This is a genomic window from Brevibacterium sp. 91QC2O2, from assembly GCF_024580695.1.
GTDB classification, from domain to species: Bacteria; Actinomycetota; Actinomycetes; order Actinomycetales; family Brevibacteriaceae; genus Brevibacterium; species Brevibacterium moorei.
This window is the reverse complement of sequence record NZ_JANIJY010000006.1, coordinates 21,576-43,889: the sequence shown is the minus strand read 5'-3', so window position 1 is coordinate 43,889 and position 22,314 is coordinate 21,576. Positions and strand designations below refer to the sequence as shown.

General features: G+C 68.9%; 15 protein-coding genes. 10 read left to right on the top strand and 5 right to left on the bottom strand.

Features of this window, described 5'->3' with window-relative positions:
* The first annotated feature begins 1 nt into the window (after position 1).
* Together NQ036_RS06385 and NQ036_RS06380 are read left to right on the top strand one after the other, a co-directional pair.
* Entirely contained in the window at positions 2-1,594 is a 1,593-nt protein-coding gene (locus tag NQ036_RS06385; protein ID WP_257048924.1) for a GMC family oxidoreductase, read from the top strand.
* Between the two features lie 99 nt (positions 1,595-1,693).
* Positions 1,694-4,522, top strand: coding sequence for a LuxR family transcriptional regulator (locus tag NQ036_RS06380; protein WP_257057764.1), 2,829 nt, complete (start codon positions 1,694-1,696; stop codon positions 4,520-4,522).
* Positions 4,523-4,582: 60 nt separating this feature from the next.
* Here NQ036_RS06380 and NQ036_RS06375 read toward each other — a convergent pair whose 3' ends face one another.
* A complete protein-coding gene (locus NQ036_RS06375) occupies positions 4,583-7,108 on the bottom strand; it encodes a VaFE repeat-containing surface-anchored protein (protein ID WP_257057762.1) in 2,526 nt (841 codons plus the stop codon).
* Between the two features lie 143 nt (positions 7,109-7,251).
* Here NQ036_RS06375 and NQ036_RS06370 point away from each other — a divergent pair, with 143 nt between their 5' ends.
* From NQ036_RS06370 to NQ036_RS06360, 3 genes are all read left to right on the top strand, one after another.
* Positions 7,252-8,214 carry an aldo/keto reductase gene (locus NQ036_RS06370; protein ID WP_257057760.1) on the top strand — a complete coding sequence of 321 codons (963 nt, stop codon included), beginning with the start codon at positions 7,252-7,254 and terminating at the stop codon, positions 8,212-8,214.
* Between the two features lie 185 nt (positions 8,215-8,399).
* Positions 8,400-10,787 carry an FAD/NAD(P)-binding protein gene (locus NQ036_RS06365; RefSeq protein WP_257057758.1) on the top strand — a complete coding sequence of 796 codons (2,388 nt, stop codon included), beginning with the start codon at positions 8,400-8,402 and terminating at the stop codon, positions 10,785-10,787.
* Positions 10,788-10,833: 46 nt separating this feature from the next.
* A complete protein-coding gene (locus tag NQ036_RS06360; RefSeq protein ID WP_257057756.1) occupies positions 10,834-11,907 on the top strand; it encodes an Rv2578c family radical SAM protein in 1,074 nt (357 codons plus the stop codon).
* Between the two features lie 26 nt (positions 11,908-11,933).
* Here the strand turns inward: NQ036_RS06360 and NQ036_RS06355 are convergent, their stop codons facing one another.
* The gene (locus tag NQ036_RS06355) at positions 11,934-13,157 is read right to left on the bottom strand and encodes a serine hydrolase (RefSeq protein ID WP_257057754.1); all 1,224 of its coding nucleotides are present in this window, start codon (positions 13,155-13,157) and stop codon (positions 11,934-11,936) included.
* 267 nt (positions 13,158-13,424) lie between these two features.
* On the opposite strand from NQ036_RS06355, the gene NQ036_RS06350 reads away from it, so the two are divergent.
* Both NQ036_RS06350 and NQ036_RS06345 read left to right on the top strand, forming a co-directional pair.
* On the top strand, positions 13,425-13,775 hold the full coding sequence (locus NQ036_RS06350) for a VOC family protein (RefSeq protein ID WP_257057752.1): 351 nt from the start codon (positions 13,425-13,427) through the stop codon (positions 13,773-13,775).
* A 100-nt stretch (positions 13,776-13,875) separates the two neighbouring features.
* Positions 13,876-15,252 carry a M20/M25/M40 family metallo-hydrolase gene (locus NQ036_RS06345; RefSeq protein ID WP_257057750.1) on the top strand — a complete coding sequence of 459 codons (1,377 nt, stop codon included), beginning with the start codon at positions 13,876-13,878 and terminating at the stop codon, positions 15,250-15,252.
* 20 nt (positions 15,253-15,272) lie between these two features.
* On the opposite strand, the gene NQ036_RS06340 is transcribed toward NQ036_RS06345, so the two are convergent.
* The 3 genes from NQ036_RS06340 to NQ036_RS06330 all read right to left on the bottom strand — a co-directional run bounded on the left by NQ036_RS06340 (position 15,273) and on the right by NQ036_RS06330 (position 19,956).
* Positions 15,273-17,420 (bottom strand): NAD(+) synthase, encoded by a 2,148-nt coding sequence (locus NQ036_RS06340; protein ID WP_257057747.1) that lies wholly within the window; start codon positions 17,418-17,420, stop codon positions 15,273-15,275.
* A gap of 38 nt (positions 17,421-17,458) precedes the next feature.
* Positions 17,459-18,568, bottom strand: coding sequence for a zinc-binding alcohol dehydrogenase family protein (locus NQ036_RS06335; protein WP_257057746.1), 1,110 nt, complete (start codon positions 18,566-18,568; stop codon positions 17,459-17,461).
* A gap of 134 nt (positions 18,569-18,702) precedes the next feature.
* Positions 18,703-19,956, bottom strand: coding sequence for an MFS transporter (locus NQ036_RS06330; protein ID WP_257057744.1), 1,254 nt, complete (start codon positions 19,954-19,956; stop codon positions 18,703-18,705).
* 143 nt (positions 19,957-20,099) lie between these two features.
* Between NQ036_RS06330 and NQ036_RS06325 the strand changes: the two genes are divergently transcribed.
* The 3 genes from NQ036_RS06325 to NQ036_RS06315 all read left to right on the top strand — a co-directional run bounded on the left by NQ036_RS06325 (position 20,100) and on the right by NQ036_RS06315 (position 22,300).
* Entirely contained in the window at positions 20,100-20,693 is a 594-nt protein-coding gene (locus NQ036_RS06325) for a helix-turn-helix transcriptional regulator (protein WP_257057742.1), read from the top strand.
* A gap of 90 nt (positions 20,694-20,783) precedes the next feature.
* Positions 20,784-21,860: a serine hydrolase gene (locus tag NQ036_RS06320; RefSeq protein WP_257057739.1), complete on the top strand. Its 1,077-nt coding sequence runs from the start codon at positions 20,784-20,786 to the stop codon at positions 21,858-21,860.
* The gene (locus tag NQ036_RS06315) at positions 21,857-22,300 is read left to right on the top strand and encodes a hypothetical protein (RefSeq protein ID WP_257048950.1); all 444 of its coding nucleotides are present in this window, start codon (positions 21,857-21,859) and stop codon (positions 22,298-22,300) included. Before NQ036_RS06320 ends, NQ036_RS06315 begins: the two co-directional genes overlap by 4 nt.
* Positions 22,301-22,314: the final 14 nt, after the last annotated feature.

The following is a 22,314-nucleotide window of genomic DNA, read 5'->3' as shown; positions in this document are numbered from 1 at the left end:
TATGACTGAGACCAACGACTCGCGCGACTCATACGACTACATCGTGATCGGTGGCGGCTCGTCGGGTGCCGCGGTGGCGGCCCGGCTCAGCGAGGATCCGAACATCACCGTCGCCCTGCTCGAAGCCGGCCCCACGGATGTGGACAAGGCCGAGGTGCTGACCCTGAACCGCTGGCCCGAACTCCTGGAGTCCGGCTTCGATTGGGACTACCCGATCGAACCGCAGACCAACGGCAACTCCTTCATGCGCCACGCCCGCGCGAAGGTGCTGGGAGGGTGTTCATCGCACAACTCCTGCATCGCCTTCCACACCCCGGCCGAGGACCTGGACTACTGGGAGTCCCTGGGCTGCACCGGCTGGTCGGCCGCCGAGGTCAGGCCCCTGCTCAAGCGCCTGGAGTCCAATGACCGTCCGGGCGAGGGCCATGGCCACGACGGCCCCGTCGAACTCATGTCGGTTCCGCCGGAGGACCAGGTGGGCGTTGCGGTGCTGGACGCCTGCGAAGAAGCCGGGATCCCGCGTGAGCTGTTCAACGAGGGACGCACGGTCAGCCACGGCGCGAACTTCTTCCAGATCAACTCGAAGGCCGACGGCACCCGCGCCTCATCCTCGGTGTCCTATCTGCACCCGATCCTGGACCGGGAGAATCTGGACATCCTGACCGATCGCCAGGTCACCCGGCTGATCTTCGAACAGGGACCCGAGGGCCCGCGCGCCACCGGCGTCGAGTTCGTGGACAACCCCTTCCACCGCTCGTCCCGCTTGCACGCCACCCGCGAGGTCATCCTGTCCGCCGGTGCCATCGGCACCCCGCAGCTGCTCATGCTCTCCGGGATCGGCCCTGCCGATCACCTGGGCGAACTGGGCCTGGACGTGCTGGTCGATGCGCCCGGGGTGGGCTCGAACCTGCGCGATCACCCCGAAGCGGTGATCTCCTGGGAGTCCCAGGTCCCGATGACCAGGGACGCCACCCAGTGGTGGGAGATCGGCATCTTCACGAAGGTCGACCAGGACGGCGCAGACGGCACCGGACTGCCGGACCTGATGATGCACTACGGCTGCGTGCCCTTCGATATGCACACCCGCCGCTACGGCTACCCGAGTGCGGAAGAGGCCTTCGCGCTGACGCCCAACATCACCCATGCGAAGTCCACGGGCACGGTCCGGCTGCGCTCGATCGACTACCGCGACAAGCCGATGGTGGATCCGAAGTACTTCACCGATCCCGAGGGCTACGATATGCGGATCGCCGTCGAGGGCATCAAACTGGCGCGCAAGATCATAGCCGAACCGGCGATGGCGCAGTACGCCGGGCGGGAACTGTTCCCCGGGGTCCAGACGCAGTCGGACGAGGACATCGCCGAATACGTGTCCAAGACCCACAACACCGTCTACCACCCGGCCGGCACCTGCAAGATGGGTGCCGCCGACGATCCGATGGCACCGTTGACCCCGGATCTCAAGGTCAAGGGCGTGGCGGGCCTGCGCGTGGTCGACGCCTCGGTGATGCCGCAGCTGACCGCCGTCAACCCGAACATCACATGCATGCTGATCGGGGAGAAGGCCTCCGATCTGATCAAAGCGGAGCAGTGATCGCAACGGTGCGCTGACCGGTCGGAAAATGCCATAGGAGATTGCTCAGGATGCCCGTAGTATGTGAGGTGAACTACCTGCACTGAAAAAGGAATATCCATGCGTAGTCCCACAGCGCACCGGGAAGCAGCACTCGATGATGCCCTGTCCGCAGCGAATGCGGGCAGGGCACATCTGTTCGTCGTCGACGGTCCGTCCGGAATGGGCAAGACCGTGACCCTGGGGCGGCTGGTGGAGAAGGCCCGCGCCCACGACACCTGGCGGGTCCACCGCACCATCGCCGCCCACGACGAACAGTCCATCCCCTTCGCCTACATCGAACGACTGCTCAGCAGCCTGGGCCAGGCCGATGCGATCTTCGACGCCGAGGACCTGCCCCAGCCGGTGGCCGTGGCCAGGCACTGCCTGCGCGCCCTGCAGGCCAAGGTCGACACCGGCGCCCGACTGCTGGTGATCGACGACGCCCAATGGCTCGACGCGGAATCCGAACGGGTGCTGCGCTACGCCCTGCCCCGGATGATGCGCCCCGGCGTGCTGGTGGCCATCGGCATCCGCACACCCCACGCCGATTCCAGCCTGGGCTCCTTCCTGCTGGCCACCGCATCCGGCGGAACGGGCCGGGTGCTGCACGTCGAACCGCTGACCCCCGACGAGGTCCAGGCCCTGGCACTGGACCGCTTCGCCGTGCGCATCGCCCGCCGCAACGCCGCGGACCTGTGCCGGGCCACCGGCGGATCCTTCCTGGGCATCGACGGGCTGTTCTCCCGCCTGACCCCCGATGAGGTCTCCCGCCTGCACCTGGTGTGGGACCTGCCGATCCGCCGGAACCTGGACGCCAGGAACCCCCTCACCGCCGAATACCGGGCGGCCGACTCAGCCGCGCGGCTGATCGGCGAACTGGTCTGCCTGGCCGGCACCGAGGTCCCCGCCGAGCGGCTGCGCCAGGCCGCCGTGCGCGCCGCCACCGACCCCGGGATCGACACCGAGGACGGCAGGCCGGACACGGAACCGGCCGACTGGGTCACCGTAGCGCTCGAGCGGGCCCTGGCGGCGGGGATCATCGTCGAGGCCGGGTTCGGCGCCACCCTGGCGCCGCGCCACGCCCTGGTCGCGGACGCGGTGCGGCAGGCCGTGCCACGGGAGCGCGCCGCCGCCGTGCACCGCGCTCTGGCCCAGGTCAGCGACGGCCACGCCGCCGTGGTGCACCGCCTGCGCGGGGCCTCGGCCTGGGACGAGGAACTGGGCCGCGATATTGAATACTGCACGACGGCGGCGCTGGAACGCGGCCGGCCGGAGTCCGCCATCGAGGTGCTGCGCCTGGCCCTGGACTTGACCGACGATCCCGTCAGGCGCGGTGTCCTCATCACCCGCCTGGCGCTCATCCACACCAAGGCGAAGAGCTGCTATGCGTGCCTGGACCTGCTGGGCGAACTCGAAGCTTTGCCGCAGTCCATTCTGCGGGAATTCCTCGTTCTCATGCTGCGCGCCTACCTGGTCGATCAGGAGTTTCCGCAGCAGCGGGCGCTGGCGGTCCTGCAGGCGCCGACCGAGGACCCCGACGAGCGCACGATCCAGTCGTTCATGGCCTTCCTGCTGGCGATGATGACCCTGCGCTCGCCCGACGGGCCGAACATCCTGCTGCCCATGGTGCCGCTGGTCAGAGGCATCTTCGAGAGGGCTCCCAGCGACCCCGCGCAGGTGGCGGATCCGCTGCTGCACTGGATGGTCACCCCGCGGGAGTTCTCCGCCGTGGTCGACTGCTATACGATCGTCGCCGTCTACCGAGCCAATGACGTGCCCGGCATTATGGCCGCGCTCCCGCGGCTGCTGGAGCTGACCGCCGCACTGCCGGACACACCCCTGAAGACGGACTGCCTGGTGCCCCTGGCCTCGGCGCAGTTGTTCAGCGATCAGGTGGTTCAGGCGCGGGATCTGATGGAGCAGGCGCTGACCCTGATGGACACGGTGGGCCTGCCCTGGGGCGCGGGCGCGCCCTATCTGCTCTACGTCGACGCGCAGATCCTGCTGGGGGAGTACGGTGCTGCGCTGGACCGCTTGGAGACCTTCATGAATGTCTTCGAGGTCCTGTTGGACATCGAGACGAGGCTGACCGCAGCGGCGCTGCGCGCCCTGCACGCGAGCATCACCGGCTCCGGCGAGGCCGCCGGCTTCCTGCGCGGGACCGAGCGCTTGGTGGAGATGGACTGGCAGTCCTTCGGCCACGACACGCCCATCATCGCCGCTTGTGAGGCGGCCAGAGTGGCAGGCGACCCCGAGGCCGCGCTGGCCGCGACCGCGGATCCGGCCCTGCTCACCTCGCACAACTCCCGGCGCGGCTATCTGGGCTACCGCGCCCATGCGCTGCTTGACCTGGGGCGCGTGGCCGAGGCCGCCGAACTGATCGGGCGGCTGTCCGGGCTGCGCGGCTCGGGCTGGTTCGAGTACTGGGGCACCCTGGACTGGCTGCAGGCCAGGCTGGCACAGGCCAGGGGTCTTGAATCGGACGCCGCTGCCGCCTATGCGCGCGCCCTGGAGGTGCGGACCTATCCGCTGCCGCGGGCGCTGACCCTGGCCGACCAGGCGGAGTTCCTGGCGGGCCTGGGCGATTACAAACGGGCCGAGGACGCGGTATTGGAGTCGCTGAGCGAACTGGACCGAATCAGAGCCTATGGCTATATCGATCGGGTGGGCGAACTGCGCCGGCGGATCACGGCGCAGTCCGGGGATGTGGCCCAGCTGCAGCTGAGCCTGCTGACCGAGCGGGAACGCCAGGTGGCCAAGTTGATCGCCGCAGGGCTGGGCAACCCGGCGATCGCCCGGGAGCTCTTCGTCTCCCAGGCGACCGTGCGCTTCCATGTGTCGAATATCCTGCGCAAGCTGCAGGTCGAATCCCGGGCCCAGGTATCCGCCGCTTTGGCGAAGGCCTGAGCCCGGGATTCCGGGCCTGTGCCGGTCCCACCCGGCTGGGCCGGTCGGCACCGGGTACGGTCAGCTCCGGCGGCGTCTGTAGCTCACCGCGATGGTGATGCCGCCGATGGCCAGCAGGGACAGCCCCGCAGTCAGTGCCAGGCCCGCTTCCAGACCGGTGCGCGGCAGGCGATCGCCCTGGCGTTCCGGGGTGTCCGGCTGCTTCGGCTGTTCGGGCTGTTCCGGGGCCTCGGGTCCACGTGGGGCTTCAGGGCCCGCCGGGGGTGCCGCGGGCGCACTGGGCGAGTCCTCGGGGGTCGGGACGATGCTGGGCAGGACCTCCTCCTCGGGGGTCTCGCTCGGCTTCGGCGTCTCACTCGGAGTGTCGGCAGGCGTTTCCGACGGTTCCGGCGATGGGGTCTCAGAGGGCGTCTCACTGGGCTCAGGGCTGGGCGTCTCGCTCGGGGTCTCTGACGGAGTTTCCGAAGGTTCCGGGCTGGGCGTTTCACTCGGGGTCTCCGAGGGAGTCTCGGAAGGCGCTGGGGAAGGAGTCTCCGAGGGAGTCTCGCTGGGTTCCGAGCTAGGTGTTTCGCTCGGCGTTTCAGATGGCTCTGGCGTCGGCGTCTCGGAGGGTTCCGGTGTCGGCGTTTCGCTCGGGGTCTCCGAGGGTTCTGGAGTGGGCGTCTCACTCGGCGTCTCGGACGGCTCCGGTGTCGGCGTTTCCGAGGGTTCGGGAGTGGGCGGTGGGGAGACGGTGACCGTCTGCCTGGCCGATGCCAGGTCCTCGTGCTTGGCCAGTTCCTTCTCCTTCGGCTCATCGGTCTCGGAGGAGAACCGGTGCATCCGCGTTTCCCCGGCCGGGACCTCGTCCGCGGATTCGGGCAGCAGGAACAGGCGCTCGAAGACGACCAGGGTGCGTCCGGCGTGCTCGGCCGGGATGTCGAAGTCCATGTGGGCCACGCCGGAGGACTCCTCCGGGGTGAAGTCGGCCATTCCGGTGATGCCGGTGGATTCGCCGGTCTCCTGGTCCATTACGGTCCCGCGCAGGCGGTAGGTGTCGCCCGGGCGCAGGCCGGAGTAGGACACGTAGTCGCGCAGCACACCGCCGGTGGCCGGCAGCTGCTTGCCCAGCGTGTCGCGGTCCGGATCGGAGTCGGGGTCGTGACCGGTGAAGTCGTAGGCGTCCGTGTCGATGGCGGGCCGGTAAACGGTCTGATCCGCGTCCTCGATGTCGGTGTGCACGGCGACCTCTTGATCGTCCTGGTACAGGCGCTCGAAGACGACCACGACCTCGCCGCGCAGCACGTCGGCTGGAACCTCGAAGGTCAGCTCGACGGAGCCGGATGCCTCTTCGGGAGTGAAGGTCTTCTCCGCCGTGATGCCGGTGGGCTTGCCGTTGGCGGAGCCGTCGCGGACCAACAACTCGCCCCTGACGGTGTATTCCGTGCCGGGGCGCAGGTTCTGGTAGGCGACGGTGTCGACGATCGTGGCGGGGCCGGTCTCCGGGAGGAAGGAATCCTCGTCGTCCCCATCACGGGCCTCGGTGCCGATCTTGGGCACATCGGTCCAGTCGGCCAGAGCGGAGGCGGTGACCTCGGTCTGGTCGCTGCGGGCGATCATCAGGGTCTGGGCGCGCGGCTCCGTGTTCGTCACCAGCATGCCCACCCGCTCCGGGCCGGTCAGCGATGCGGTGATCGTCGCGGAGCCGGCACCCGCCGAGGCGGGTACGTCGAGGTAGAAATCGGTGCCGGCGGGCACTGCCGTGGCGTCGATCGCCTTGCCCTTGGCATCGACCAGCGGGTAGTCGGGATCAACGGTGACCGCGACGGTGGGAGCGGAGGCGGTGAAGCGGAACGGGCCGACCCTGCTGCCTGCGACTCCTGCGGAGTCCGGGCCACTGGCGGTCAGCTGCGGTGCGTCGGATTCGGTTTCGCGCGTGTTCGCATCGCCGGTCAGGTAGGCGATGAGGTCGCCCACCTGTTTCGTCGCGGCGTTCGGAGCGCTGCTGGTCAAGCCGCGGTAGACGAAGTCATCGGTCAACTTCCAGATGGCGGCCTGGGTCCCGGCGATCGCCGCCTTCTCCGACAGCCCTGAAATGCCGGAGGCCTGCCGCAGAGCGTCCAGGCTCATCTGCGGGTAGGAGTGGGAGACGATCCAGGCGACTTTCTCTCTGACCTCCAGGCTCTCGGCGAAGTTGTTCTCGCCCGGGAAGCTGTTCCAGTCGCCCACGTTCATGCCGATGTCGTACTGGGCGTTGACGGTGAATTCCACACAGTAGGCCAGCTGGTCGGCTTTATCGCCGGCTTCCGTGTACAGCGGGAACAGGGTGGTGCGAACGGAGCTGGAAGCCGTTTTCACAGAGTAGCCGTTAACGGCCTCGGCCACCTTGCCCATTTTGGGATAGCCGTCGGGGAAGGTGAAGGCCTGGGCCGGGGTCGTGAACAGGGCGGGTGCCAGGGCCAGTAGGCCGGCTACCAGCAGTGCCAGGATGGAACGCAGGGTGCGGCGCGCGGTGGTACGGAACGCGCCGGAGGTACGGTGTGACGATGAGTTCTTCGATGAGTTGCGGGGTGGGGGCGCGGCGGTGCGCGGGTCGTTTCGGGTCATGTTTCGACGTTATTGAGAACCGCGCACGGGCACACTAGCCCACAGGACGGTTCGGGCGTTGGGATTGTGTGGGCGAAGCGTTGGGATGAGCGAGGGACGGCACAAGGGGTCGCGCAGGGCGGTGCCGCCCTTAGACTGTTTGTATGACTGAGAAATACACTCTGATTCCGCACACCGACCTGTCCGTGAGCACCATCAACCTGGGCGGCAACGTCTTCGGCTGGACCTCCGACGAACCGACCTCCTTCGAGGTGCTCGACGGCTTCGTGGCAGGCGGCGGCACCTTCATCGATTCCTCCGCGTCCTACACCGGTCCGGTCGGTGGCCTGTCGGAGACCATCATCGGCAATTGGACGGCGGCCCGCGGCAACCGTGACAAGGTCGTCATCGCCACCAAGGTGGGCGCCCAGCCGGGCCGGAAGAACCTGGAGCCTGCGAACATCGCGGCCACCGTGGACGAATCCCTGACCCGCCTGCAGACCGACTACATCGACCTGTACTACGCGCACTTCGACGACGACTACACCCCGATCGAGGACATCGCCGCGGCCTTCGACGCCACCGTCAAGTCCGGCAAGGTCCGCTATATCGCCATGTCGAACCTGAGCCCGGCCCGCCAGCGCGACTGGATGCTCACCGCCAAGCGCGAGGGCCTGGCCGCCCCCGTGGCGATCCAGCCGCAGTACTCGCTGGTCTACCGGCACGAATACGAGGGCCCGGCGGAGACCCCGAAGGCCGGCTACCGCAGCGTGGCCGAAGAGTTCGACCTGGCCGTCTTCTCCTACTGGTCCCTGGCCGCCGGTCTGCTGACCGGCAAGTACTCCACCGCCGCGGACTTCGAGAACGCCCCCCGCGCGCACTCGCTGAAGAAGTACGGCACACCCGAGGGCCTCAAGCTGGTCGGCACCCTGCGCGAGGTCGCGGACGGCCTGGGCGCCCAGCCGGCCTCCGTGGCCATCGCCTGGCTGCTGGCCAAGGGGATCACGGCGCCGATCGCCTCGGCCCGCACCCCCGAGCAGCTGCCCGCGCTGTTCGCCGCGCAGGACCTCGACCTGCCGGCCGAGGCCGTCGCCCGCCTCGACGAGGCCTCGCAGCCCTTCGCCTGAGGGGTATTCGCTAGGTGTCCTGCACGACGGAGTGCAGGACACCGCGCGAATGTAGTCCGGGCCGGTGCGGTGGCCGCCGATGTGCGGCGCGTCGCGCACTGCGTCGCGCAGCGCGAGCACATCCCCGCGTCGCTGCGAGTCGGGATGTGTGGGGACGGCCAGGGTGACTCTCTAGGATTGAGTGCGTGGCTGAAGAAATCCCCGCACCCGTGACCGAGTCCGTCCATCCCTCCTCCGGAGTTCCACTGGAAACCGCGGCCGGCCCCCACTCCGTGGCGATCGTGGGCGCGGGCCCGCGCGGGACCTCGGTCCTGGAACGGTTGAGCGCCTACGCCGCCACGGTTCCCGACCGCACACTGCACGTCCACGTCTGTGATGACGCCGAGGCCGGACCCGGCGAGATCTGGGACCCCGAGCAGCCGCGCGAACTGCTGCTCAACGCCACCGCCCGCCAACTCACCCTGTTCACCGATGAGACGATCGGCGCCGCGCGCGTGCGCAACGGGCCCGACCTCTACGAGTGGACCCAGCTGATCGCGCAGCGCGTGGGGCTGGGCGGGGGCGCGAGCGTTCCCGCAATCGCAGCCGAACTCTTCGCCGCCTGGACCGCGCCAGACTACGCCCCGGCCGCCGACATCCTCGCCCTGTGCGCCGCCACCCGGGAGGACACCTTCCTGCCGCGCGCCGTCTACGGCGAATACCTGCGCTGGTACTTCGCCGGAGTCGTGCGCACTGCGCCTGAGAACATGCGCGTGAGCGTGCACCACGCCAGGGTTGTGGGATTGCGCCCGGTGGCGGGGCCACGCGCGGATGCGGATTATTGCGCGGAGGAGTCCCGCGCAAAGGCGGGGGGATCCGGCTGGGAAGTGGAACTCGCCGGCTCGCCGGAGGTTGCAGGTCCGCCGGACTCTGTGGGCTCGCAGGAGGCCGAGGGTCTGCAGGAGCCTGCGGGACGAACACAGTGGGCCGCCGCGGCTCCTTCCCTGCACGTGAACGAGGTGGTCCTGGCCCTGGGCTGGGTGTCCAACGATCCGGGCCCCGCCCGCCCTGACGATCCCCGGATCGCCTGGCTGCCGCCGGGCCATGTGCTGCGCCACGACCTGGAGGCGATCCCTGACCGGGCGCGCGTGGTGGTGCGCGGCCTGGGCCTGACCGCGATGGACATCATCGCCCGCCTGACCGAGGGCCGCGGGGGCGTCTACATGGCCGCCTCCGCAGGTTCCGGCGGTTCAGCAGGCGCCGGCGGCGCCGAAGACTCGGCGCAGGCCGGCACAACCCAGGGCGACCCGAGCGCGGACAGCCCGGTGACGCTGCCGCGCGGACCCCTGGCTTACCGGGCCTCGGGCCGCGAACCCATCGTGCTGCTGGCCTCGAACTCGGGCAACCCCTACCGCTGCAAACCCGCCGACTACGGCCCCGAGGCCGCCGACCACACCCTGCTGCACGCCGCTATCGCCCGCGCGGGGGCCCGGCGCGCGGCCACCGGCGAGCCCGTCGACTTCGCCGCCGAGCTGTACCCCGCGGTGCTCGCCGATGCCGCCATCGCCTACTACCGTGCCCGTGTCCGGCTCGACGGCGCTCCGGTGGCCGCGACCGCGGAACTGTGCGCGGCCATCGCGGACCGATGTGCGACGATCGCCGCGGCCGGAGACCTCGGTGCGGTGGAGCCCTACGCCGTGGACGAGGAACTGTTGGCCGCCGCCTGCCCGAACCCCGCAGAGCGCTTCGACCCGGTGCGGCTGCGCCCCCGGGTGCCCAACCCACTGCCGGCCGGGCAGGACTACACGGCCTGGCTGCGCGACTTCTTCGCCGCCGACGCCGCCCGCGCCGAGGCCGGACCCGCCGTGGCATTCAACGCCGCCATCGGCTCGGTGTCCGCCGCGCGCGGCCCGCTTGCGGCCTTCACCCGCGGCCGCGTGCTCACCGAGGAATCCTTCCGCACCGCCTACCAGCCCTTCCGCACCCTGGGCGCCAGGCTGGGCGGCGGCCCGCCCCCGGAACGCTACCGGCAGCTGGCCGCCCTCATCGACGCCGAGGTCGTGGCGGGCCTGGGTGCCCGTCCCACCGTGCGAGCGCTGACCGACTCGGACGGGGCACTGAGGGGTTCGGACGAGACCCTGACGGGTTCGGACCAAGCGCCGGCAGCGCCGGGAGCCGCGTCCCACCCGAGCGGGGAGGCGCTCACGGGGTCGGTGTTCGTCTGCGAGTCCGCGCACAGTGCCACGCCGGTGGCCGCGGACGTGCTGATCGACGGCTGGTTGGCCAATCCAATGCTGGTCCAATCGGAGGATCCGCTGGTGTGCGGACTATATGCGGCGGGCCTGGTCCGCTCATCGAGCCTGGAGTCGGCGAGCGGGGGCAGCATTCCGACGACCAGTATCGACATCACCGCAGACAACCGGGTGATCGGGCCGGCGGGCCGCGCGGTGCCGGGCTTGTTCAGCCTGGGGCTGCCCAATGACGATGTCAGCGGACACAGCTTCGTCAGCCCGCATCCGCGCTCAGGAGCGAACTTCCTGGTCGAGACCGACCGGGTGGCCCGGACGATCGTGGGCGCGCCGGCGGGGGAGTGAGGCTGTGCGGCTTGACTCATATCCGAATAAGTGTTCGAATACATGCATGAGGTGGAGCGGACAGGCAGAAGGAGCTCCCGGGCTGGTGAGCGTCAAGGGCCTGCTGCGCACCGTGCAGACCCCGGAGTTCGCCGGTCTGACCTTCCACGAGATCACCGCGAAGTCCCTGTTGAATAAGGTGCCGGAGACATCCTCGATGCCGTTCCGGTGGACCATCAACCCCTATCGCGGCTGTTCACACGGCTGCGTCTACTGCTACGCCCGCAACACCCACACCTATCTGGACTTGGACGCCGGGCGGGACTTCGATTCGCAGGTCATCGTCAAAGTCAATGCGGCCCAGGTGCTGGAACGGGAATTGGCGCGGGCGTCCTGGGGTCGCGAACATGTGGCGCTGGGGACGAACACCGACCCCTATCAGCGCGCCGAGGGCCGCTACCGCCTGATGCCGGGCATCATCACGGCCCTGGCCGAACATGACACCCCGTTCTCCATCCTGACCAAGGGCACACTGCTGCGCCGCGACCTGCCCCTGCTGGTGCAGGCGCGCGAACGCGTTCCCGTGGAACTGGGCATGTCGATTGCGATCGTCGACGACGAGCTGCAACAGCAGATCGAACCAGGCACCCCGCGCACCTCGGCCCGGCTGGCGACCGTGCGGGCCGCCGCGGATCTGGGCTTCAATGTCACCGTGTTCCTCATGCCGATCATGCCGGCGCTGACCGATTCGCGCGCCCAGCTGGAATCCCTGGTCGAGGCGGTCGCCCGGGCCGGGGCCACCCGGGTCACCTATGGCGCGCTGCACCTGCGCCCCGGTGCCAAGGAGTGGTTCATGCGCTGGATCGGCCATACCCGTCCGGATCTGTACCCGCGCTATCGCAGAATGTACGCGGACTCGGCCTATGCCTCGCGGGAGTACAGGGACTGGCTCGACGCCCGGATGCAGCCGCTGTTGGAACGCGCCGGGTTGGACTGGCTGCCCGACGGCGACACCCCGGAGGCCAGGCGCTTCGCCAGGAAACTCGCGCGCGACGGCGCCGCGGAGGCCTCGGCCCCGGGGAGCACGGTGACAGAGCCCACCGGCTCCCCTGGAGAACCCACCGAGCCGGCACTCTTCTGAGTCGGCGGCAGCCTGGACCCTACTCCCTACTTGTCGTAGGCCGCCGATTCGAAGCGCAGATAGCCACCGAAGGAATCGGCGTCGGCGAACGGCAGGATCTGGGTGGCCCAGAAGCCGCCCAGTCCGTTCTTCCTGTCGATCCAGTAATACAGGTTCGCCAGCCCCGCCCAGCCCTGGGAGCCCGCGGGCCGGCCGGTGGGCGCGTCCTCGTTGTTGATCATGAAGCCGTAGGACCAGGACTTCGGCTGCCCGGGGAAGAACTCGGCGTCGTTCGACAGGCTCGGGATGACCCCGGGCAGCGGCGTGATCAGCCGGTCGCCCAGGTGATTGGCGGTGGCGAAATCGACCGTCTCCGGCTTGAGCACCTGCGTGCCGTCGTCGGCACTGCCATCGTTGAGCCACATCCGGATGAACTTCAGATAGTCGCCCACCGTGCTGTACAGACCCGCGCCGCCCAGGTGCACCTGGGGTCGGATAGGGATGACATAGCCGTCGATCGGAGTGAGCGATCCGTCCTCCCCGCGCTGGTGGATCGACGCGACCCGCTCGGTCATCTCAGTGCCCGGCTCGAAGCTCGAGGACTCCATGCCCAGGGGTGCGAAGATCCGTTCGGCGAACACCTCGCCCAGTTTCTTCCCCGTGATCCCCTCGACCACCTGGCCGGCCCAGTCGAGGTTCGTCCCGTACTCCCAGTTCTCGCCCGGATCGAAGACCAGCGGGGTCTGCAGTGCGGCCATGGAGGCGTCCGTGACCGGTGGCTGTCCGCATTCCTCGGTCAGGCGCAGGTAGTCCTGATCGAAGAAGTTATAGGCGAAGCCCGCCTGGTGGGTCAGCAGATCGTGAGTGGTCACGGGCCGTTTGGGCGCGCGCAGCCGCGGCTTGCCGGGCCCGTCCCACCCGTCGAGCACCTGGACCTCGGCCAGCCACGGCGCGTACTGCGAGGCCGGCGCCTGCAGGTCCAGATCGCCCTGTTCGTACAGCTGCATCGCAGCGGTGGCGGTGATCGCCTTGGTCGTGGAGAAGATCGCGTGGACCGTGTCGACTGTCATCGGCTCCTTCGTGCCCAGGTCCCGCACTCCGGCCGCGCCCAGGTACAGGTCGCCATCGCGCCCGCTGGCCCCGGCGACCACCCCGGGCACCGTGCCGCCCACAGACGGGGCCAATTGGACGACCGCGTCGAGGCGGTCGGCGATGCCGGCGAAGTCGACGGCGTGTCCGGTGGATTGTGTGCTGTTCTCTGGAGTGTTCATGCTGACCGCCTTCATTGCCGGTTCGATGCTCGTATCGGTGCGGTGATCCCACCGATTCGGATGATTGTCCGCTGCCTGGTTGCCGTGGCGCCGGATGACTCAAAGGTAGCGCCAAGCCGGTGCATTCGCGTTGCATCGTGTCAGGTTGCATCCGGCCGGGAACTCCACGACATCCGGCGGTAGAGTCGAAGGCGAAGGTCGTCGCAGGCGAACGTTCACCCCACACCGACCATCACACGAACCACAACACAACAGGAGGAAACGCACATGGCCGAACACCTGATCCGCCAGATCATCCTGAGCACCGAGGACCTCGACGCCTCGATCGAGTTCTTCGAGAAGCTGGGCTACAGCCTGAAATTCCGCGACGGCGCCCACTACGCCCAGCTCGACGGCGGCCCGATCGCCCTGGCCCTGGCCACCTCGGTCGACCACCCGCTGCCCGGCAAGACCGTCGTCGCGATCAAGTCCGACGATCCGGATCAGGACGCCAAGGACATCGAGGCCCTGGGCGGCGCCGTGGTCAAGGGCCCGTACGACGATGCGCACGAACGCCGCACCGTCGCCTACGACAACCAGGGCAACGGCCTGGTCTTCTACAAGTCGCTGGGCCGCTGAGCCCAGCCCGCGCCCGCTGAGCCCAGCCGACAGTTGAGCCCAACGGGCGTCCGCTGAGCCACTGGCCCCAGCCCATCCACCAACGAAAGGGAACCGCCCGATGACCACTGCCACCTCGCCTGCGGCCGAACAACTCCACTCCGAGACCCTGGAACTGCTCCAGGCACTGATCCGCAATGCCTGCGCCAACGACCTGACCCCGGATTCCGGGCAGGAGGTGCGCAGCGCCGAAACGCTCGAGGAGTTCTTCGCCGGCGTGGACAATGTGACGATCCAGAAGGTCGAGCCACGGCCGGGGCGCACCACCATCATCGTGACCCTGCCGGGAACCGACCCGGCAGCGGAGCCGCTGACTCTGCTGGGGCACACGGACGTGGTGCCGGTGGATGCGGACAAGTGGACGAAGGACCCCTTCGGCGCGGTGGTCGAGGATGGGGCGATCTGGGGCCGCGGCGCGGTCGACATGCTGTGCCTGACCGCCTCGATGGCCGTCGTGACCCGGCAGATCGCGCGTGCCGCCCAGGCGGATCCGGCGGCGGGCCCGGCCGGCACGCTGACCTTCGTGGGCGTGGCCGATGAGGAGGCGCGCGGAGGGCTGGGCGCCAAATGGCTGTCGGAGGAATACCCCGAGCTGTTCTCCTGGAAGAACTGCCTGTCGGAGACCGGCGGCTCGCACCTGCCCGTGGCCGACGGCTCGGACGCCGTGATCCTGGGCGTGGGGGAGAAGGGCGCGGCCCAGCGCCGCCTGCACGTCACCGGCGACGCCGGCCACGGCTCCCTGCCCTATGGCCGGGACTTCGCGGTGGCCAAGATCGGCCGCGTCGCCGAGGCGATCGGCCGGTTCGCCCCGGCAGTCGCCCAGGATGCCATCTGGGAGGGCTACGTCAAGGCCTTCCGCTTCGACGAGGCGACCGAACTGGCGCTGCTCGAGGGCACGGACCCGGCGGCTTACGAGGCCTTCGGCGAACTGGCGCCCTATGCCCATGCGGTGTCCCATCTGACCGTTTCGCCCACCGTGCTGCGCGCGGGCGAAGCGATCAATGTCTTCCCCAGCGCGGCCTATCTGGAGCTGGACATCCGCACCCTGCCCGGCCAGACGGACGATGAGGTGGATGCGGTGTTGCGCGGAGCGCTGGGGGAGCTGGCCGACGAGGTGCGCATCGAGCGGCTCATCAGCGAACCGGCCTCGGCCAGCCCGACGGACTCGGAGCTGTTTAAGACCATGGAACAGGTCGTGGCCGAGCACTTCCCGGATGCCGCGATCGTGCCGACGATCGCCAGCGGCGGATCGGATCTGCGCTTCGCCCGGAAGCTCGGCGGGGTGGGTTATGGCTTCGGTCTGCACCGCCGGTCGACCACGCAGGCCTTCATCAACGCGCAGCTGCACCAGCACGATGAGCACCTGCCAGTGGAGGACCTGTACCTGACCGCTGATGCCCTGGACCAGGTGGTCCGCCGCTTCACCAAGACCGCCTGAGGCCCATTGGCGGGGGCGGGCTATGCGATGGCCGCTTCGACCGCCTCGAGCTCGGCCAGCCACAGGCGGGCGTTGCCGTCCGAGGGCGCCCGCCAGTCCCCGCGCGGGCTCAGCGCGCCGGCGGCCAGGACCTTGGGCCCATTGGGGATCGCCGAGCGTTTGAACTGGGAGAACCCGAAGAAGCGCTTCAAAAACACCTTCTCCCATTTCAGGATCGTGGCCATGTCATAGGAGTACCGGTCGGGTTCAGGGAAGCCCGCCGGCCACAGCCCCACATGCGGATCGCCCGCCCAGGCGTGCCGGGCCATGAACGCGATCTTCGAGGGACGGGCCCCGTGCATGATGTGGAACAGCGTGAAGTCGTGCAGGGCGTAGGGCCCGATCGTGTCCTCGGTCGACTGCACCTGGCCATCGGGCCCGGCAGGCACCAGTTCGGGGCTGATCTCCGTGTCCAGCACCGACTGCAGCACTTTGGCACCGGCCTCGTCGACCACGTCCCCGCGCGCGATCACCCAGCGGATGATGTGCTGGATGAGTGTCTTGGGAATCCCCGAGTTCACCCCGTAGTGGCTCATCTGATCACCCACCCCGTAGGTCGACCAGCCCAGCGCGATCTCGGACAGATCGCCCGTGCCCACCACGATCCCGCCCAGGTGATTGGCCAGACGGAACAGATAGTCGGTGCGCAGCCCGGCCTGCACGTTCTCGAAGGTGACATCGTAGACGGGCTCGCCATCGCCTGCCGGGTGGTGCATCTGGCGCAGCATCTCCGTGGCCGCCGGCCGGATGTCGATCGTCTCCACACTCGCGCCGATCGCCCGCGCCAGGGCCAGGGCATTGGACTTCGTATGGTCGCTGGTGGCGAAACCGGGCATGGTGTAGGCCAGGATGTCCGAGCGCGGCCTGCCCATCAGATCCATCGCGCGGGCGATGACCAGCAGCGCGTGCGTGGAATCCAACCCGCCGGAGACGCCGATGACCGGCTTGGGCCCGCCGATCGCGCGCAGCCGCTGCACCAGCCCGGACACCTGGATGTTGAAGGCCTCGTAGCAGTCCTGGTCGAGCCTGGCGGCGTCCGTGGCGATGAACGGGAAGCGCGGCAGCGTGCGCAGCAGGCCCACATCCCCGCGCGGCGGGTTCGCCTGGAATTCCACGGTCCGGAACGCCGAGGCCTCGCCCAGCGCCCGGCGGTTGTCGTCGAAGGTGCCCTGGCGGCGCCGGTCCTGGACCAGGGAGTCCAGGTCCACGTCCGCGATCGAATGCCCGGCGGTCTGCGGGAAGCGCTCGGTCTCGGCCAGCAGTGCGCCGTTCTCGTAGATCATCGTCATGCCGTCCCAGGACACGTCGTTGGTCGACTCGCCCAGGCCCGCCGCGGCATAGGCATAGGCCGCCAGGCCCCGTGCCGAGGCCGCACGCGCCAGCAGGTGCCGGTCGTCCGCCCTGGCGACCGTGATGGGGCTGCCGGACAGGTTGGTCAGCACCGTGGCGCCGGCCAGGGCCGCCAGCGACGAGGGCGGCACGGGCACCCACATGTCCTCGCAGATCTCGGCGTGGACGACCAGTCCGGGCAGGTCCGTGGCGGCGAACAGCAGATCGGGGCCGAAGGGCACGGTGACGGGCGCCGCCTCGGCCGCTGAGGATCCGGAGCTGAGCGCGGTGGAACCGGGTGCCGCCTCGGCAGCTGCAGCCGGGCCCGTTGTGCCGGGATCGGGCAGGGTGATGGTGCCACGCTGGTCGTCGCCGGGGGCGTACCAGCGGCGCTCGTAGAACTCGCGGTAGGTCGGCAGATAGGACTTCGGGGCGACGCCGAGGACGCGGCCCGCCTTGATCGCCACCGCGCAGTTGTACAGGCGGTTGCCGTGGGCCAGGGGTGCGCCGATCAGCAGCAGCGGCGAGTACGAGGCGGTCTCGCGGGCGATCCGGTGGATGGCCGCCAGCACGCCGTCGAGCAGCGCATCTTGGAGTACCAGGTCGTCGATCGCATAGCCGGACAGGCACAGCTCCGGGAACACCGCCACGGTGACGGAGCGTTCGTCCAGGTCACGGGTAGCGTCGATGATCGTCTGCGCGTTCGTCGCCGGGTCCGCGATGGCAAGGGGGACCGTGCAGGCTGCGATCCGCGCGAAGCCGTGGCCGAAGGCATTGTCGAATTCAGTTGCGTCACTCACCGTCTCAGTCTTTCACGCCCGGCTCCGGCTCGGCGGCCTCAGAGGTCGTTGACCAGCACCGCGGCACCGTCGAACCGTCCGGCCTGCAGATCCTCCAGCGCGTTGAGCGCCCGGCTCATCGGGTACTCGTGGGTCGTGGCCCGCACCCGGTGGCGCGCCGCCAGTTCCAGGAACTCCCGGCCCTGGTCCCGCGTATTCGAGGTCACGCTGCGGATCTGTTTCTCATAGAACAGCTCGTCCTCGTAGTTCAGCGGCGGAGTGTCCGACAGGTGGATGCCCGCGATCGACAGCACGCCGCCACGGTCCAGCGCCCGCATCGCCGGCTTGACGATATCGCCCACCGGCGCGAACAGGATCGCCGAATCCAGCGGCTCCGGAGGCATATCGTAGGCCCCGGCAGCCGAGGCCGCGCCCAGTTCCAGCGCCAGTTCCCTGGCCGCCCGGTCACGTGTCAGCACGTGGACGCGGGCGCCCTGGGCCAGGGCGAGTTGGGCGCACAGATGGGCACTGCCGCCGAATCCGTACAGGCCGAGGCGTCCGCCGGCCGGCAGTTCGGCCTTGAGCAGGGCGTGGTAGCCGATGATGCCGGCGCACAGTAGGGGCGCCAGGGCGGTGTCGTCGACCTCGGGCAGTTCATAGGCGTAGGCGGCGGGGACCGTGGTGTATTCCGCGTAGCCGCCGTCGGCGTCCCAACCGGTGTAGGTAGATTCCGGGCAGAGGTTCTCGCGCCCGGTGGTGCACCACCGGCAGTGGCCGCAGGTGCCGCGCAGCCAGGCGACGCCCACTCTGCGGCCGATCCGGGTAGTCCCGGGATCGGCAGCACCGGGGCCGGCCGTCCCCGGGCCGCAGGCGACGACGCGGCCGACGACCTCGTGCCCGGGTGTGACATGGGGCCGGTGCACGGCCAGGTCGCCCTCGACCACGTGCAGATCGGTGCGGCAGACGCCGCAGGTGTGGACGTGGATCAGCAGTTCGCCGGGGCCTGGAGTGGGGACGGGCACCTCGCGCAATTCCAAGGGTGGAACCGGTGCAGGGGAGGAGCCATCAGCGGCGAGGACCGGGGCGGGGTCCGTTACGGTCCAGGCGCGCATGGTCGCGGGTACCTCTGGCGGTGTCGTGACCGGATTCGCCGGCTGTGCAACGCTCATGGTCTGAATCTACCCAGGCGTCGGGTCAAGGGGAACCCCATAACAGCGTCGAACCGTCGATAATGTGCGATTCCACCAGGGGCAGAGCACACATTATCGACGGTTCGGCGCGAAGGGTTGGGGAGGGGCGGGCCTCAGCCGGCGACGACCTCGCGGTCGTGGGGCTTATTGGCCGCCGACAGAGGACCGTGCAGCGAGAACACGAGCACGATCGCCACGATGAGTGCCGCAGCGCCGAACACATAGGAGGCGCTCCAACCGAAGGCATGGCCCAGGCTGGTGGCCAGCGGAGGGGCGATGGCGCCGCCTAGGAAGCGGATGCCGGAGTACGCGCTCGAGGCGACCGGCCGCGGCAGGTCGGTGGACTCCATGGACGATTCGGTCAGGACGGTGTTCATCACGCCCAGGATCAAACCGGAGACCACGATGAGGGCGATGAGGGCCGGGACCACGTTGACGAGGAAGGTCGCCAGGGCCACGACGATGAACAGGGCGACCAGGCCCGAGGCGATGATCGTGGTGCGCTTGAACCGGGCGGATAGCGCCGGTGCGCCGAAGACCGAGGTCAGAGCCAGACCCACGCCCCAGCCGGTGAAGGTCAGGCCGATGCCCAGCGCCCCGAAGCCCAGAGGATAGGGGGAGACGGCGAGGACGACGAAGAAGGCCATGTTGTAGAAGATGGCGATGAGGCCGAAGCTCAGTAGGGCCGGCTTCTTGAAGGCGCCGAACGCGGCGAAGACCGGGGTGTGTCTCTTCTCGACGGCGCTCTTGTCCAGCATGGTCAGGATGGCGACGAAGCCCGCGGCCATGAGGACGGCCGTGCCGATGAAGGGCGCCTTCCAGGAGATCATGCCCAGCAGGCCGCCGACCAGCGGGCCCAGGGCCATGCCGACGCCCAGTGCGGATTCGTAGAGGACGATCGCGCCGTCGGGATTGCGCGATTCGCTCATGATCGTCGACAGTGCGGTCGAGATGAACAGGGCGTTGCCCAGGCCCCAGACCGCGCGGAAGGCGATGATCCACGGAACGCTGGGGGCCAGGCCGGAGGCCAGTGAGAACACCACGATCAGGCCGAGGCCGATCAGCAGGGTGTTGCGCGCGCCGATCCGCCCGGAGACCCAGCTGGTGAAGAACATCGCCACGGCGGTGATGAGCAGGTACGAGGTGAACAGGAGCGAGGTCTGGGCCGGGGTGGCGTGCAGGTCCGCGCTGATCGCAGGCAGGATCGGGTCGACCAGGCCGATGCCCATGAAGGACACTGCGGCGGCCAGCGCCACCGCCCATACGGTCTTGGGCTGGACCCACCAGCCGGGCTCGACCTCGGCGGCGGTGGCATGCGTGCCCGGTGGTGTCTGCCCGGTGGCTAGGTTCTCTGTCTCTGCGCTCACTTCTGTGACTTCCCTGGTCTTTCTGTCGGGTGCTTGTGCCAGCAAGAATATCAGATAGATATATAAATAAGTGTCTGGAATGTTGCAGAGTTGTTGCCGTCTGTCTCTAGTCAATTAATACGTAATTACGTTATAGTGAGAATATGACGGATGTAGATGATGTCGAGCGGGATCGGGTCGAGGTGCTCGAAGACCGGATCGGAGCGCTTGAGGAACGGCTCGCGCTGCTGGAACGCGGCGGGAAATCGCCCGGTGCCGGTTCCACCGACTCGACTGGCTCCGGTGCCGACTCCCCGGGCCTCAGAGCCGATACGGCGGCCACATCGGCCGCAGTTTCGGAATCGGCCTGGATCCTCACGGAATCTGCCCGGCGCTATCCGGGCATGGACGCCGTGCACTTCGCTGGCACCGCACAACTGCCGGAGGGCCCGGTGGCCTGGCAGTGGGGGCGACCCACCGCCGAGCTGTTGGGCCGCGACTTCGCCGATGCGGGCGAACGCCTGGCCGCGCTCTCGCACCCCGTGCGGCTGGCGCTGGTCCAGGCGGTACTCGCGGGCACCTCGACCTCGGCGGACCTGACGGCTCTGCCGGGGATGGGCACATCGGGGCAGGTCTACCACCATTTACACCAGCTGGCAGCCACCGGCTGGCTGCAGTCCCCGCGCCGGGGCCACTGGCGGGTGCCCGCGGACCGGGTGGTGCCGTTGCTGGTCATCATCATGGCTGCCACCGACTGAGGCCCGGAGCCCGCAGTGTCAGCACTGCAGTGCCCGCATCGGAAGTGGCCGCCACGGCACCGGCATCCGGCCGGTGCGAGGAAGGACATCATGAGACGACACACAATAGCCATTGCGGCCGGACTCCTGGCCGCCCTGCTCATCGCCCTCGTGGCCCCGAAACCCCTGGGATTGCGCGGCCAGGCCAACGGAGATTCCGAATTGGTGTCCCAGATCGACGGATTGCTGGGCACCGGATTCCGCCACCACCTGGTTGCTTTGCGCCTGGACGAGGACGGTAAGACCTCGTTTGCCGGCTGGGGCGCGGACGAGCATACGGAATTCGAGATCGGATCGGTGACCAAGACCTTCACGGCCGCCGCCTTCGCGGATGCGATCGACCGCGGCGAAGTCGACCCCGATACCCGGCTTGACGAGGTCTTCCCCGACTTCCGCGACCGTCCGGCGGGAAGTGTGACGCTGGCGGAGCTGGCCACTCAGCATTCGGGACTGTCCCGCCTGCTGGAATCCGGCGCGGCGGGTGTGGGCGTGCAGACCGTCCGCGGGCTACTGGGATTCGACCCCTACACCCTGGATAAGGAAGAGTTCTTGACGCAGGCCGCCGAGAGCAGGGTATCCACGGGCCAGGGTGGGAAGAAGGAGTATGGATACTCCAATCTGGGCTTCGCCCTGCTGGGCCAGGCCGTGGCGAAACGTGCGGGGATGGAATATCCCGAGCTGATCCGGACCCGTATCCTCGCACCGCTGGGAATGGACGAGACGACGGTGCCGACCGAGGCCTCGGACCTGGGGACCGATGCTCCGCGCGGCTTCGACGCCGCGGGCCTGCCCACCGGCAGGTGGACGATGCGCGCGCAGGCCCCTGCCGGGTCGATGCGCTCGACCGCACACGATATGGGACTGTGGCTGCAAGCCGTGGCGACCGGAAAGGCGCCGGGGGTCAAGGCGGTCAAAGCCCGGGCGGACGCAGGGTCCGGCCAGCGCATCGGCTACGCCTGGATGCACACGGGCGCGGGGACTGTCTGGCACAACGGCGGCACCGGGGGCTTCTCCAGCTATCTGGGTTTCGCCGGTGACCGCAAGCAGAAGGACGGCGCGAGGGGAATCGTGGTGCTTAGCGATACCGCGACCTCGGTCGACGAAGCACAGAAGGTGATCGAACCATGAACGGCACACTGTCCCTGGTCATGAGTCTGATTCTGCTCCTGGTGTCCGCCTGGCTGCTGCTGGGCCCGCCGGTGCTGGCCCTGATCCGGTTGCGGCGCGGCACCCTGAACCCGGAGGCCGGTGCGCGGATGGCCGGCAGCTATTTGATCGGCATGCTGCTGGTGCGCATCCTGTGGCCGGCCGGCACCCTGCTGCTGGTCGTCTGGCTGCTCGCAGCGGTCCTGGCCGGGATCGCCGTCTGGCGGGTGGTCGCCGGTGGGGTTTCGATTGGCGCGGGCCCGGCGAGTCCGGCAGGGACTGGTCCGGCGGGGGAGGGCCTGGCAAAGGCGAGCCGTTTAGGCGGTGCCCGGCGCGGCCTGTCGAGGAAGACGATGGTGGTCCTGGCCGTCGAGCTCGTGATCATCCTGGCCCTGGCCGTGCGCTGCTTCCTCAACATATAGGATGGTGTGCCCAG

Bases quoted from the DNA above. Each gene is read 5' to 3' on its own strand.
- NQ036_RS06385 (WP_257048924.1), top strand. From the start codon at position 2: ATGACTGAGACCAACGACTCGCGCGACTCATACGACTACATCGTGATC.
- NQ036_RS06380 (WP_257057764.1), top strand. From the start codon at position 1,694: ATGCGTAGTCCCACAGCGCACCGGGAAGCAGCACTCGATGATGCCCTG.
- NQ036_RS06375 (WP_257057762.1), bottom strand. From the start codon at position 7,108: ATGACCCGAAACGACCCGCGCACCGCCGCGCCCCCACCCCGCAACTCA.
- NQ036_RS06370 (WP_257057760.1), top strand. From the start codon at position 7,252: ATGACTGAGAAATACACTCTGATTCCGCACACCGACCTGTCCGTGAGC.
- NQ036_RS06360 (WP_257057756.1), top strand. From the start codon at position 10,834: ATGAGGTGGAGCGGACAGGCAGAAGGAGCTCCCGGGCTGGTGAGCGTC.
- NQ036_RS06355 (WP_257057754.1), bottom strand. From the start codon at position 13,157: ATGAACACTCCAGAGAACAGCACACAATCCACCGGACACGCCGTCGAC.
- NQ036_RS06350 (WP_257057752.1), top strand. From the start codon at position 13,425: ATGGCCGAACACCTGATCCGCCAGATCATCCTGAGCACCGAGGACCTC.
- NQ036_RS06345 (WP_257057750.1), top strand. From the start codon at position 13,876: ATGACCACTGCCACCTCGCCTGCGGCCGAACAACTCCACTCCGAGACC.
- NQ036_RS06335 (WP_257057746.1), bottom strand. From the start codon at position 18,568: ATGAGCGTTGCACAGCCGGCGAATCCGGTCACGACACCGCCAGAGGTA.
- NQ036_RS06325 (WP_257057742.1), top strand. From the start codon at position 20,100: ATGACGGATGTAGATGATGTCGAGCGGGATCGGGTCGAGGTGCTCGAA.
- NQ036_RS06320 (WP_257057739.1), top strand. From the start codon at position 20,784: ATGAGACGACACACAATAGCCATTGCGGCCGGACTCCTGGCCGCCCTG.
- NQ036_RS06315 (WP_257048950.1), top strand. From the start codon at position 21,857: ATGAACGGCACACTGTCCCTGGTCATGAGTCTGATTCTGCTCCTGGTG.